12 protein-coding genes are annotated in these 12,768 nt (G+C 56.2%); 5 read left to right on the top strand and 7 right to left on the bottom strand.

Going from position 1 to position 12,768, the window contains the following annotated elements:
• Nucleotides 1–242: 242 nt before the first annotated feature.
• The 3 genes from NF78_RS02920 to NF78_RS02910 all read left to right on the top strand — a co-directional run bounded on the left by NF78_RS02920 (nt 243) and on the right by NF78_RS02910 (nt 6,020).
• A complete protein-coding gene (locus tag NF78_RS02920; protein WP_197064749.1) occupies nt 243–2,261 on the top strand; it encodes a S16 family serine protease in 2,019 nt (672 codons plus the stop codon).
• A gap of 70 nt (nt 2,262–2,331) precedes the next feature.
• Entirely contained in the window at nt 2,332–3,417 is a 1,086-nt protein-coding gene (locus NF78_RS02915; protein WP_035984802.1) for an AI-2E family transporter, read from the top strand.
• An 86-nt stretch (nt 3,418–3,503) separates the two neighbouring features.
• On the top strand, nt 3,504–6,020 hold the full coding sequence (locus tag NF78_RS02910) for an alpha/beta hydrolase (RefSeq protein ID WP_072015950.1): 2,517 nt from the start codon (nt 3,504–3,506) through the stop codon (nt 6,018–6,020).
• A 7-nt stretch (nt 6,021–6,027) separates the two neighbouring features.
• Here NF78_RS02910 and NF78_RS30750 read toward each other — a convergent pair whose 3' ends face one another.
• Complete coding sequence (locus tag NF78_RS30750) at nt 6,028–6,183, bottom strand: hypothetical protein (protein ID WP_156119618.1); 156 nt, start codon at nt 6,181–6,183, stop codon at nt 6,028–6,030.
• 8 nt (nt 6,184–6,191) lie between these two features.
• On the opposite strand from NF78_RS30750, the gene NF78_RS30745 reads away from it, so the two are divergent.
• Nucleotides 6,192–6,359, top strand: a complete 168-nt coding sequence (locus NF78_RS30745; protein ID WP_156119617.1) for a hypothetical protein — start codon at nt 6,192–6,194, stop codon at nt 6,357–6,359.
• A 195-nt stretch (nt 6,360–6,554) separates the two neighbouring features.
• Here NF78_RS30745 and NF78_RS02905 read toward each other — a convergent pair whose 3' ends face one another.
• From NF78_RS02905 to NF78_RS02895, 3 genes are all read right to left on the bottom strand, one after another.
• Nucleotides 6,555–7,100: a hypothetical protein gene (locus NF78_RS02905; RefSeq protein ID WP_052049689.1), complete on the bottom strand. Its 546-nt coding sequence runs from the start codon at nt 7,098–7,100 to the stop codon at nt 6,555–6,557.
• A gap of 15 nt (nt 7,101–7,115) precedes the next feature.
• Nucleotides 7,116–7,658 carry a hypothetical protein gene (locus tag NF78_RS02900; RefSeq protein WP_035988539.1) on the bottom strand — a complete coding sequence of 181 codons (543 nt, stop codon included), beginning with the start codon at nt 7,656–7,658 and terminating at the stop codon, nt 7,116–7,118.
• Between the two features lie 702 nt (nt 7,659–8,360).
• Nucleotides 8,361–8,642, bottom strand: a complete 282-nt coding sequence (locus tag NF78_RS02895) for an antitoxin (protein ID WP_035984800.1) — start codon at nt 8,640–8,642, stop codon at nt 8,361–8,363.
• A 410-nt stretch (nt 8,643–9,052) separates the two neighbouring features.
• Between NF78_RS02895 and NF78_RS02890 the strand changes: the two genes are divergently transcribed.
• Nucleotides 9,053–11,134 carry a prolyl oligopeptidase family serine peptidase gene (locus tag NF78_RS02890; protein WP_035984799.1) on the top strand — a complete coding sequence of 694 codons (2,082 nt, stop codon included), beginning with the start codon at nt 9,053–9,055 and terminating at the stop codon, nt 11,132–11,134.
• 99 nt (nt 11,135–11,233) lie between these two features.
• Here the strand turns inward: NF78_RS02890 and NF78_RS02885 are convergent, their stop codons facing one another.
• The 3 genes from NF78_RS02885 to NF78_RS02880 all read right to left on the bottom strand — a co-directional run bounded on the left by NF78_RS02885 (nt 11,234) and on the right by NF78_RS02880 (nt 12,712).
• Nucleotides 11,234–11,881, bottom strand: a complete 648-nt coding sequence (locus NF78_RS02885) for a hypothetical protein (protein WP_052049685.1) — start codon at nt 11,879–11,881, stop codon at nt 11,234–11,236.
• 15 nt (nt 11,882–11,896) lie between these two features.
• Nucleotides 11,897–12,019: a hypothetical protein gene (locus tag NF78_RS32785; RefSeq protein WP_263970533.1), complete on the bottom strand. Its 123-nt coding sequence runs from the start codon at nt 12,017–12,019 to the stop codon at nt 11,897–11,899.
• A 66-nt stretch (nt 12,020–12,085) separates the two neighbouring features.
• Nucleotides 12,086–12,712 carry a class I SAM-dependent methyltransferase gene (locus tag NF78_RS02880; RefSeq protein ID WP_035984797.1) on the bottom strand — a complete coding sequence of 209 codons (627 nt, stop codon included), beginning with the start codon at nt 12,710–12,712 and terminating at the stop codon, nt 12,086–12,088.
• Nucleotides 12,713–12,768 lie beyond the last annotated feature (56 nt).

Raw genomic sequence — 12,768 nt, 5'->3', positions numbered from 1 at the left:
TCGATTCTTTTTGATCCCATGCTAATGACTCAAGCGATTACGAATTCGTTGACTGGTGTGAGGGCTGATCCAGCATTTGATATCGATGAAGTGCAGCGGGTATGGGCATGAGCAAGGCGAAAATCTCTAATCTCACACGTCCAAGTCTAGGCATACCTTCGGCTTTGATGGCGATCGCACCTGCCCTCATCGGTTTAACACCCCAATTGGCGCAGGCCCATCAGCAGGCAGCAACGGTTGAGGTGCCCCTTACAGGAACCTGTGGCATGGCGGGGATGCCCCTACAAAGCTCGATGTTTGGGCTATCCAACCTGTTCTGCCAGCGGCGAGAGGTCACCGCTGATGTGCTGGTTTTCCGCAGCACGACTCCCCCTTCGGGTGCCATCAAACCCACCACCATCACCATGGAACCTGGGCGGGGAGCCCTCCTGGGCATTAGCTTTTTTGAATCACAGTTGGATGTTGCGGGAGAGCAGTGGCGTTCCTCCGCCTGGACGGCGATTACCAACAGCAGCCTACTGCTGGGCGAAGATTTGAATCAGTACAGCTTCGCCTTCGATGCCGAAGGCAATATTGATGGTCCCAGCGCTGGGGGGCTATTTACGTCCTCTACTCTGGCGCTGATTCTTGGAGACTCCCTCAAATCAGAAGTCACCATGACGGGCACCATTAACCCGGATGGCTCCATTGGGCCGGTGGGAGGCATTCCCCTCAAGGTGCAGGCGGCCCACGAGCAAAGTAAACGGCGGGTGGTAATTCCGGCGGGACAACTCACGCCGCAACTGCGAGACTTGGAAACAGAACTGGGAATTAAGGTGCAGGAAGCCGCTGATGTGTATCAGGCTTACGAGCTGTTGACAGGTAAACCCTTGCCATTGCCGATGGGTTTTGCTGACGTTTCGCCCCAGATGTCAACGGCGGGGGTCCAGGCCATTCAAGCCCTGATTGAGGATATCCATGCCCAGTACCAGTCAGAGCGCAGTGCATTCACGGTCGCGTCCATTCCCGCAGACCTGAAGCCCATTGATCAGGCGGCTCGGGATAGCTTTACGACATCCCGTCGAGCCGTTGACCAGGGGAATTTGCCCTCAGCCTACTCAATCGGCAGAACCGCCCTGGTTCAGATGCGCCTGGTGCAAAATCTGGTGAATACCCAAACCGCCCTGGCGGAGTTTGACGATCGCCCATGGGATGTTTCTGTGCTTACCAAGAATTGGCATCCCCTGATCCAGGAGACAGAGTCCCTGTTACAGAGCCTGGAAACCGCCGAAATCAAGACCCCCAATGATGCAATTACGGCCAGTCGGGCCTTTGGCCATTTGATTGTGATCATCGGTTTAAGCGAGCTTGCCCAGAAAGAAGTAGAAGTCCTCAAAACCACTGAGGCGGCGCGGGATCCGGAGAGTGAGGCGTACCGGCGAGCCCTGTTCTATCTGGCCATTGCCCCCACCCTGGCCGCCCAGCAACTTAACGAGGCCCAGGACGCCCTGCAATTGAGAGGTATCAGTGCCGGTCTGCCCCTGGAAAAGCGAGAACTGGCTGGCTTTATCAACACCCTGAATACGGCTTCCGTTGCCGGGGTTAAAGCCTTTGAATCACTGACAATTCAACCCCTGGCCGCATCAGGCGCGGGAGCCTTTGAACTGGTCGCGGAGGACTTTAAGTCGAAAGATGTCAATTACTTTCTGGCCCTGGCGGTGCTGGATGCCCGAGACCGAGTTGTTGAAGCCATGGAGAACAAGGAAAATGCGGGATTGGCAAGGTTGGGAGCATCCCAGATGTCCTATCTGCTCTCCAGTGTTTTGATCAGTCAGTACTATTCCCTGGGGGCCTCCTTTGACCCGAAGCTGGAGCCCTTTGGTATTCGCTCTGCCGTTGAATTTGATAACCCCCGCGCCCTGATTAACATGCTCGACTTGGCCGAGGTCAGCGCTCGTGGCAATATTGCCATGGCCCAGACAGCGGGAAACGACCTGACCCAGCAGATTTTGATGTACGAACAGGCCAAATTTCTGCGGGAAGGCACCCCGGCAGATAAGATTAGTGGCCTGACGAAATTCTGGAACGCCAGCCTGGAGGCCCGATTGATGACCATCTTGGCCGGGGAGTTCCGGCTTGAACGGCGGCCCTTCCGTCACTTCTGGCTAGCCCCTGCGATCGCTGGCGGCTTAATCGCGGCAGCCGTGTTATTGGGATGGCGGTTCCGGGATCGCTTCTCCCCCATACCGCCCCCAAATGGCCCAGACAATAACAAAGCGTGATAGTAGGAGGCGACAGTGCCAATAGGGGGCTCAATATCAACTATTTCAACCATAACGCTGAGGCTCAGGAATGGCTGCATCTTTAGAAAAACGTGGCATTGTGACTCTGTTGCTGGGCCTTGCCAGTCTGGTACTGGTGGTGGCGGGGTTGAGGGCCGTTTCAGATTTGATGAGCCCTATTTTGTTGTCCCTGTTTGTAGCGATGATCACCAGTCCTCTGATGCAGTGGCTCAAGGCACGAGGGGTACCCAGTTGGCTGGCCTATACTCTGGTGCTGTTGGGGGTCATTGCCGTGGGTCTGGTGCTAATTCTTTTTCTAGCCGCATCCCTAGCCCAGCTCTCTGCTGAGCTGCCCACCTATCGAAACCTGATTGACCAACAGCTTACCGAGTTAGTCCAATGGCTCGACGGCAAGGGCATCCAGGCCCAGGATATTAAGGAGTTAGAGTGGTTTCAGCCAGGGCGCATTTTACAAGCCCTGCTCTACTTCATTTCGGCACTGCTGGGTACGGTTTCAAATGTCGGATTTACGCTGCTAATTTTCATTTACATGTTGGCCAGCGCTCCCAACTTCTCCAGCCGCCTGCGCTACGGACTCGCCACCGATCCGCCAATGCTGGCCCGATTTCGCCACTTCTCTAGCAGCATCAGTACCTACCTATTGATTAAAAGCTGGCTAGGAGCCTTGACCGCCCTTTTGCAAATTCTTCTGATGGGCTTTTTGGGTATAAATTTTGCGGTTTTGTGGGGCGTTTTTTCCTTCCTGTTTAACTTTATTCCCAATGTTGGGTTTTACATTTCCTTAATTCCTCCCCTGTTGATTGCGTTACTCACCTTAGGGTGGGCCAAGGCCATCATCTTTGCCGTGGGCTACACCTTAATTAACAATTTTTTCGACATTGCCATTGCCCCCCGCTACCTGGGTAAAGGACTTGATCTTTCCACCATTGTTACCTTTCTCGCCGTAGTCTTTTGGGCCTGGATTTTAGGCCCCATCGGCGCATTCTTGGCCCTACCGTTGACAGTGATGGTAAAAACTTTGTTGCTAGAGCCATTCCCCGAAACCCAGCTTTTAGCTCAACTGATGGGATCTGGGTCTCCGGGCGATCCCCTCGTCCCTCCAACTGTTGAGAGTGAGGATGTTGTAGCGGGATAATTTGCGTTTGAAGTTCTCAAGCCAACCCTCAACGTTTCAGAGTTGCTGTTCCTACCTAGCTGTTTCTATCTATCCCTGACTTACCCATGGCCCGTACCTCCCGATTCCGCCGCTTTCTGCAAACCAGTCTGGCCGCGACCCTAGCCTTGGGCGGTGTGCTGCTCGATGCGATTCAACCCTGTCCTAGCCATGGTGCCGAAGATATTCGCATCACCACCACCGGGCCACTGGTGTTGAGGGTTTCGGTAGATGACCTAGCTACCTTTGCAGAAACGGGAGAAATCACCCCAGGTCTAAGGCTCTATACCGCCCTGCTGAACGATGCCCTCTTAGGTCAGTTGCAGACGGGGCTCTCCTTCAAACTGCCCCTGGATGTGGTCACGGTGGATAACGTGGCCTACTCCCCCCTGGGTCGAGATGTGCTGTTTAACCTGGGCAAGGTTGTGCAGACCACACCGGGGCAAAATGGGCAAATTGCCCTGCGGGCAGCGGTGATTAACGCGGCGGCCAACGCCGACTCTGAGGGATGGACTCTGATCGATGCCCTGCGTGCTTTTCCGGCCCAGTCCATTCACATTGACCTGATGGATCTGCTGGCCCTACGGCGAGAGCTGGCCCTGTACTTCAGCTACAACCGGGCCGCCAATGCAGCTATCCAGGCCCAATCGGCGGCGGAAGCCCTTACCCAAACGAATCTGGATGTGGCCGAATTGCCCGACCTTAGCCAGCCCGGCCCCTACGCCTTCCAGAAAGACACGATCACCGTCACCAACCCCGCCACGCGACAAACCGCCGAGGGGCTGACCGTCAACTACGATTTTGACTCCGATATTTACATTCCCACGGGGCTGAGCGAGCCTGCCCCGATCGTGATCATTTCCCACGGCTTTGGGGATGTCAAAGAAAGCTTTACGTTCCTGGCAGAACATCTGGCCTCCTATGGTTTTATCGCCATTCTCCCCGACCACGTGGGCAGCGATCTGGCCTACCGCCAAACCTATTTGAAGGGGCGGCTGAATACCCTGCTCAGCCCCATGGAGTTCATTAATCGGCCCCAGGAAATTTCGTATTTAATTGACCGGCTGGAAGAACTGACGGCAGAATCGGCAGAGTGGGCTGCGATCGCAGATGTGACCCGCATCGGTGTCGTAGGCGATTCGCTGGGGGCCTCCACTGCTCTGGCCCTGGGGGGGGCCGAAATCAACTACGCCCGCCTGGTGGAAAACTGCGATCAGGAGAACGTCATCTTTAACTTTGCCCTGTATCTGGAATGTCGTGCCCGGTTTTTGCCCCCCCAAAACTACGACCTGAAAGATCCCCGAGTGAAAGCGGTCGTTGCGGCCCATACGGTCGGCGGCGGGCTCTACGGCCCCGAGGGCTTCAGCGAAATTGATGTGCCGCTGCTAATGGTGGCGGGGGGCAACGATATTGTTTCGACGGTGGTGACAGAGCAGATTCACCCCTTTGTCTGGATGCAGACCGCACCAAAATATTTGGCCATGTTTGAAGGTGGCACCCACTTTACCTCCAAGCCAGGGCGAGATGGAGCTGGAGGCATTTTTAAACTGCTGGCGGGAGAGCATCGGGAACTGGGCTCTCGGTACTACAAAAGTCTCAGTGTGGCATTCTGGAATGCCCACCTGCGAGACCAGGAGGAATTTCTGCCCTATCTGACCGCCCGCTATGGCGAACTCATCAGCGAAGGGCAGCCCATGGCGGTGGATATCATCTCTGATCTGGCAGCCAGTCAGCTGGAAGCCGCCTACGGTGGGTCAACGCCTATCCCCGTCATCCCAGCCGCGATCGCCCCTCGGCCTGCCCCCCGTAATGAAAGCATTCTGGCCGAAATTGCCCGCACCGGGGTGCTCAAGGTGGGGCTCAGGAAAGACGCTGCTCCCTTCGGCTTCCTCAACCAGGAGGATGCCTGGGATGGCTACTGCGGCGATCTGGCCCTCTCCCTGGGCACCTACCTGACGGAACACCTGGATCTGGATAGACCTATTCAAGTGGTAGAACTCACCTCCACCCTGGACAACCGCTTTGGCCTGGTCAGGGACGGCACTGTTCACCTAGAATGCGGCCCCAACACCATTCGCTCTGATGTGGCGGGGATTGCTTTCTCCAATACCATCTTCGTTGCCAGCGCCCAATTCCTGGCGCTGGCCGGTCAGGCAGAACCGATCAACCCTAACCTGCCCCTGGCGGGGGTACGGCTGGGGGTACTCAGCAACACCACCACCGAACAGTTTGTGCAGACCACCTACCCCAATGCTGAACGGGTGCCTTTCTCCGGGCCAGAAGGACGTAACCAGGCCATCCAGGCGGTTCAGCAGGGCGCAATCGAGGCTTTTGTCGGCGATGGTATTTTGACCTACGCTGCCCTGCGGCTGGCAGGGCAGCCCCTTGAGGCGTTTGCCTTGAGCCCTGACCTACCCTTGACCTGCGAGTTCTATGGGCTAGTGCTGCCTAACAATGACCCGCAGTGGCGCACCTTGGTCAATCAATACCTAGTTAGCGACAGCGAAAATGCCGTCTCTACGGAATGGTTCGCCGACCTCTATCCCGAGACCCTTAATCAGGCGGACTTTTGCCTAAATCGGTAACCAGCTGTTAGGAATCGCAGTCGTAAGGGATGGGATTCAGGCGGGTCACCGTCACTAACCAGCGCCGTAGGTAGGCTATGAAGTCAGCTACTACAGGGCACTCGTCGGGGTTGTCGGTGTTGCGAATGCGATCGCAGAATTCCTCGTCACGTGAGTTCGACAACGAGTGAAGTGTCGAACTCACGTGACGCTAGCAATCCAGTTTTAATTGAGGGCTATTTTGAGATTCTGATCAACCCATTTCTGACCATTACCCCGGCACTGGTTTACGGCGAGGCCAATTTACGCAACGAAGGTGGCACCCGCACCGACGACACTGGCTTGTACGGAGTGATTTGAGCACCCTTTAAGTTTTAGATTGCTTGGGCGATCATTAGTTGCCCTGGGCGATCGCCCGATCTTCCGAGGCCATAACTCTAGACAGATTTGGTTCACGCACTAGAAGCTTTAGCCATGGGTCGGGAATAAACTATGCCAATTCAAGTGGGATGAGAAAGCACCATGCCGTTCTCAACCATAATAAATAGCCTAGGTTTAGAGAGTAACAGTAGGAACCGCCGCTTCTTGCCCCATTTGTACAATGTCTTTCGTCATTTTTTGAGAGGCAACATTCGCGATCGCCTGCCAGTCTTCTGTAGTCAACATCTGGGCGAGCACAGCGATCGCTTCAGCCCGAATCACCTTCTGTTCGTTGGGTGACACCTGCTCTCCCTCTGCCAACAGCATCTCAATCCAGGCCCTTTGTTCGGGAGTGAGATGCCGAAGGTGATCGTATAAGCATTTTTGCGCTTCCATGTAGACAGCCTCTAGACTCCGCCCAAGCTGCCACGACTCTAGCCACCCCTTCAACTCCGGTAACAAGATGGATAGCACTCGCACATACCACCGCTGCCGCTGCAGAGCTTCCGGCGAAGCATCCTTGAGGAACTCTACATAGGGCAGTAGACCCAGACCCGCCTCAACCGTCCCTTCCTCATTAGTGTGAGCGGCATCTGCTTCCCGAACCCAAGCCTCGTCATTGAGCAAGTCCATCAGGTTGCCCGTTTTTCTCAGTTGCTCAGCCAAGATTGCATCATTCATAAGCGATTGGATGAGTTAGGGCGTTAGATCGGCGTACTCGAAGTATACCAATCTGTCTTTGTCCGGGTCAGGGCCGTAGTCCGGCATATTGTAACGTCGATAGAAGGCTTCCGCGCCCGTTAGCGCATGTAGACCGACGCGACCACCGTAACCTAACTCCACACTGCGCTGACGGGCAAAGAGTACGAGTGCCCGTCCGACCCCAATTAGATAGGGAGGATCTTCGAGTAACCGGCGATTCCACGGCGCAGAGGCCAAGTATTCGACGTAGACCAGAGGAAACCGTTGTGGCAACCAGGAACGGTGCCATTGCGTTTCGAGCAAGATGACGCCTTGGAGTAGCGCCTCAAACTCAATGCCGTAAGCCTCATAGCGATCATCATTGACAGCCAGTCGTAACTTATAGGCCCAGTCCCAACTCGCGTCAGGCTGCTGTGTCTCCCGCAGAATGCCTGCCCAGATGTCGTCGATTTGCCCGGCGTGCTCCTGAGTTAACAGGCCTATTGTCGCCGTGACGATATTATCTGGGGGTTTCGTTAATCGAATAGGACGGTTCATGGGCATCACATCGGAATGCCCTAAAGCTTAGCAATGCCTGTCCCTAACTCCATCAGCGGAGAGCGCGATAACCTCTCCCCCATGACTCATCTCGGTGGGGAAACTAAGCTGAAAAGACCGCATCCAATGCAAGTTATGGATCCAACAAGGCAAGGGTATTGACCTCAAGGTCTGCCTCCCAGCGGTGAGTTTCTGGCCAGCATTGAGCAATTTTGGATCGAAAATGGATCGAGGACTTTTTTATAAAGCCTGTAACCCTTTATCAGCGAAGATAATAGAGTTCAGCTATCTACCATCGCACCGCAGAGGTCAGGAGTTCGAATCTCCTATTCTCCATTCCTTAAAACGCCTCAAACCACTACACAGCAAGGGATACAGCCTTTGTTGCGGTTTTTATATTTTGGCCATCTTTAGATCGATTTAGGCGTTTTTGGGCACTTTGGGCACTCGTTTGGGCACTCTTGGGCACTCTCGGAAACCCTTGTGGTTAAGTGTTTTGAAGGTTGTCATGATGCATCAGTACTATGCCTGTAAAGGGTGTTAGACGCTCCGGGCAGGTACCCACCATGACGGGCAGGATCACAAAATCTCACAAGGGCACCGTTTCGGTGTTGAGCCAGAAAGGACTGCTGCGCCTACGCTGGCGAGTGGAGGGAGTAGAAAAAAGACCAGTCCTGTATTTAGGTTTGCCTGATATCCGCGCTATTGTTTTTCAACTAATTGACCATCCACAAATTTGTGCAGAATGCTAGACATCAATGTCTGATAAGGTATGTCTTCTCTAAGGGCCCGCGCCTGGAGGGCTCTCAGGTCTTTCGAAGACAGGCGAATATTAATTCGAGCATCCTTTTTAACCGTGGCTGTCGCGATCGCCTGATGTGATCCCAGCTCTTTTTCAGCATTGTCTGATCGCCGCAGCCTGCCAGCTTCAAATGCATTCAAAACGTCTTGTTCTTCGGCATCCAAGTTACTCGTCGCTTTCATCTATATACTGCTTCTTAGCTTTGCGACTAGGAATAATTTTTTTAAGTAAAATTTTCTCCTTACCTTTAACAACGGGAACTAAGTAAGCGTAACCTTCTACTAAGACAACTGAGATTTTTTGCCCCGGATATTGCTCCTGGTTGGGGTGATCAAAGATATCTAGTCAAAGATATTTAGTTCGTTGCCCAACTGACTGTTAAGAACAATTTCTTCAAAGGTGATACCTGCTCCCGCTGGAGTTGCTCATTCTTTTTTGAGTTCCAGGCAAAGGCTTTTATTGCTAAAGCATAGCGAAGGCCTGTGTCTTTTGTATTCAGATGCCCACGGGTTACCCCCTTGAACGGCTTAATGCCAGGATGGGCTGTCCCCTTTAGGATGAGTACTGTTAGCCTCAGTTCCTTCAAAGGCCTATGACCTCTTCCACCTTTGCCTACCCCCCCAGCCCCCAGCACGACCAGGTCGATACCTTTCATGGCGTGGCGGTGCCTGACCCCTACCGCTGGCTGGAAGACCCCCAGTCCTCCGCCAGTCAGGAGTGGATCGCGGCGCAGAACACCGTCACCGATGGCTATCTGCAAACCCTGGCCCAGCGGCGGGAGATCAACGATCGCCTGACGCAGATCTGGAACTACGAACGCTACAGCACCCCCTTCAAGCGCGGCGGACGCTACTTTTACTTCAAAAACGACGGGCTGCAAAACCAGAGTGTGCTCTACACCCTGCCCAGCCTGGAGGCTGAGCCACGAGTCTTGCTCGACCCCAACACCCTGTCAGAAGATGGCACCGTTTCCCTCAGCGGTATGGCGGTGAGCGAGAACGGGGCCTACCTGGCCTACGGCCTGTCCAGCGGCGGCTCCGACTGGGTGGAGTGGCACGTGCGCGACATTGAGACCGGCGAAGACACCGATGACCGGCTGAAGTGGGTGAAGTTCTCCGGGGCCTCCTGGAGCCACGACCACCGGGGCTTTTTTTACAGCCGCTACGACGAGCCGGACGAAACCACCAAGCTGGAGGCGGTCAACTACTACCAGAAGCTCTACTATCACCGCCTGGGCACCCCCCAGAGCGAGGATGTGCTGGTCTACGAGCGCCCAGACCAGAAAGAGTGGGGCTTTGGCGGCGGCGTCACCGAGGACGGGCGGTACCTGATTATTTCGGTGTGGAAGGGCACTGACCCCAACAACCTGGTGTTCTACAAAGACCTGAGCGACCCCGACAGCTCGGTGGTGGAGCTGATCTCAGAGTTTGAGGCCAGCTACAGCTTTGTCGACAACGACGAGCAACTATTCTGGTTTACGACAGATCTAAAGGCACCGAAGGGGCGGCTGATCGCGATCGACATCACCCAGAGCGATCGCGCCCACTGGCAGGAGATCATCCCCGAAGGCGACGACACCCTGGAGGGGGTGGGCATTCTCAACCACCAGTTTGTGGCCCATTACCTCAAGGATGCCTACACCACCATTCGCATCTACTCGCTGACGGGGGAGCCGGTGCGCGAGGTAGAGCTGCCCGGCATTGGCTCGGCGGGGGGCTTTGACGGCAAACCCGAAGACACCGAAACCTTCTACAGCTTTACCAGCTTTACGGTGCCCCCCACCATCTACCACTACGACATGGTGACCGGCGTTAGCACCCTCTACCGCCAGCCCCAGGTGGACTTCGACCCCAACGCCTACACCACCACCCAGGTGTTCTACACCAGCAAAGACGGCACCCGCATCCCCATGTTCATCACCCACAAAAAAGGGATGGCGCTGGACGGGCAGAACCCGACCCTGCTCTACGGCTATGGCGGCTTTGGCGTTTCGCTGACGCCGTCGTTTTCGGTCAGCAACCTGGTGTGGATGGAGATGGGCGGGGTGTACGCCATACCCAACCTGCGCGGCGGCGGCGAGTACGGCGAAGACTGGCACCAGGCCGGCACCAAGCTCAACAAGCAGAATGTGTTCGACGACTTTATCGCGGCGGCGGCGTGGTTGATCGCCGAGGGGTATACCTCGGCAGAGAAGCTGGCGATCGCAGGCGGCAGCAACGGCGGCCTGCTCGTTGGGGCCTGCATGACCCAGCGCCCCGATCTCTTCGCGGCGGCCCTGCCTGCGGTGGGGGTGATGGACATGCTGCGGTTTAACCAGTTCACCATCGGCTGGGCCTGGGAGTCGGACTATGGCTCGCCCCAAAACGAGGAGGAGTTTAAGGTGCTCTACGGCTATTCGCCCCTGCACAATCTCAAGCCTGGCACCGCCTACCCGGCGACGATGATCACCACGGCAGACCACGACGACCGGGTGGTGCCCGCCCACAGCTTTAAGTTCGCGGCGGCGCTGCAAGCAGCCCACGGCGGCGAGGCTCCGGTCCTCATTCGCATTGAGACGAAGGCGGGCCACGGAGCGGGCAAGCCGACGGCGAAGGTGATCGAGGAGGTGTCGGACAAGTGGGCGTTTTTGGCGGCGAATTTGGGAATGGAGGGGAGTGGATGGGTAGGTGGGTAGGCGGGTGGATGGGTGAGGTTTACCCAGGAGATTCTCGGGAAAGAAATGCCACCCACGTAGGGGCGCAGGACCTGCGCCCTCAGGAGGAAACAAAGTTTCTTAGATATTTTTGTTGACAGAATTGTCTTCAGGCTTAGCCGGGTGGGCGGCTAGCAGCCGTTGAGCGGCTTGAATGCGGGAGGTTTCTCCGAGCAGAATGCAGGTTGATAGCAGGCTGAGGTCGATTTCGGCCAGGGCTGGAATGCCGCTGCGAGCGATGACTTCGTACTGATCCTCGGCGCTAGGGCCACTCTGGCGGTGGTAAACCACCAGGCAGCCATCTTCCCACATCCAGACTTCATCGACGCCCAGGGCTTGGTAGCGCTCTAGTTTGGCGGCATCGCCGCTGGTAAAGTTGACTTCTACCGACAGCCGGTAGCCGTCAATCTCGTACGACTCGTCGGCTTCGGCGGCGGCAATGCCTTCTTTTTCCTGGGTCATGGAGCCGGTGGGCTTGAATTCAATGCTGCGACTGAACAAGAACGTCTCAATCAAAAAGCCAATCACGCTTTTAAAGAGTTCGTGAGCCTCGCCGGGCATAAGGATCTCGATGGTGCCGTTGTAGTAAAAGAGTCTGAGCCCACGGGTGTTTTCAAAGCCCTGTTGCAGGTGCTTAAACTGCGCCCAGGTGCGCCCCGTCTGAATGGTGCGGATGTCGCCGTGGCCAGTTTCGACGCGAATGGAGGAAGGGCTGTTGGCAAGGGTCATGGGTTTGGCAACGTGCTATTGACCATCATAGCGACGGAGGGCGGGGTACAAGCTGTAATTAGGATTGGCGATCGCGACAACTTCCTGGCTGAGGCGATCGCCCATCTCGTCTTCGGTGGCATACAGGTCGTAGTCCATGCCTCTGCTGTTTAGGCGATCGCCATCCACCGGGCGACACCCCCAGCATTGCCGTGGCCCGCACAGCTACCGCTTGCGGGCCACAATATTAAAGACGTGCCAGTGCTTATCTTCCCCCAGGGCGGTTTTGCCGGGGTGGTTTTCTTCGTCCAGCCATTCCACCACAAAGGGGTCCAGCAGTTGGTTCACCTGGGGGCGGCTGTGGCTGTTGATGTCGGCGTAGACCGCCCAGGAATCTTGATCGCCAAAGAGCTGGCCGCAGAAGCGCCCGCCGGGGGCCAGGGCCACCACAATCTCTTCCCACAGATGGGCAAAGTGACCGGGGGGGCAGAAGGGCAGGCAAAAGCTGGCGTTGATCAGACTGAGGTCGGGCGGCAAGGTGAGGTCTTCAAACCGCTGGACGCGGGTTTCGAGGTAGGTGCGGTTGGCCTTGGGCCAGGCTTTGCCCACCCAGTCATCCCGCTGGCGCAGCCGGGCGATCGCCTCCGGTTCGCCGTCGATGGCCAGCACCCGCCAGCCCTCCCGCAGCAGAGCCACGGTGTCGCGACCATCGCCGCAGCCCAGATCCACGGCGAACTGGGGCAGCGGATCGGCATCCTGGGCGACCTGTTCTAGCGCTCGAATCAGGGTGGGGCGGGGTGGGCGGCCCTCCACGGCCTGGTAGTACTGCTGCCATCGGGTGTCAAAGTGCATCGCGGCCTCCGCTGACGGGGGAAGATTGGATACGGGCCAGCGATTTAAAAAATCAC

It is taken from the genome of Leptolyngbya sp. KIOST-1, from assembly GCF_000763385.1.
Taxonomy (GTDB): domain Bacteria; phylum Cyanobacteriota; class Cyanobacteriia; order Phormidesmidales; family Phormidesmidaceae; genus Nodosilinea.
This window is presented reverse-complemented; position numbering and strand designations above follow the sequence as displayed.

Bases quoted from the DNA above. Each gene is read 5' to 3' on its own strand.
- NF78_RS02915 (WP_035984802.1), top strand. From the start codon at position 2,332: ATGGCTGCATCTTTAGAAAAACGTGGCATTGTGACTCTGTTGCTGGGC.
- NF78_RS02910 (WP_072015950.1), top strand. From the start codon at position 3,504: ATGGCCCGTACCTCCCGATTCCGCCGCTTTCTGCAAACCAGTCTGGCC.
- NF78_RS02905 (WP_052049689.1), bottom strand. From the start codon at position 7,100: ATGAATGATGCAATCTTGGCTGAGCAACTGAGAAAAACGGGCAACCTG.
- NF78_RS02900 (WP_035988539.1), bottom strand. From the start codon at position 7,658: ATGAACCGTCCTATTCGATTAACGAAACCCCCAGATAATATCGTCACG.
- NF78_RS02895 (WP_035984800.1), bottom strand. From the start codon at position 8,642: ATGAAAGCGACGAGTAACTTGGATGCCGAAGAACAAGACGTTTTGAAT.
- NF78_RS02890 (WP_035984799.1), top strand. From the start codon at position 9,053: ATGACCTCTTCCACCTTTGCCTACCCCCCCAGCCCCCAGCACGACCAG.
- NF78_RS02885 (WP_052049685.1), bottom strand. From the start codon at position 11,881: ATGACCCTTGCCAACAGCCCTTCCTCCATTCGCGTCGAAACTGGCCAC.
- NF78_RS32785 (WP_263970533.1), bottom strand. From the start codon at position 12,019: ATGGACTACGACCTGTATGCCACCGAAGACGAGATGGGCGATCGCCTC.
- NF78_RS02880 (WP_035984797.1), bottom strand. From the start codon at position 12,712: ATGCACTTTGACACCCGATGGCAGCAGTACTACCAGGCCGTGGAGGGC.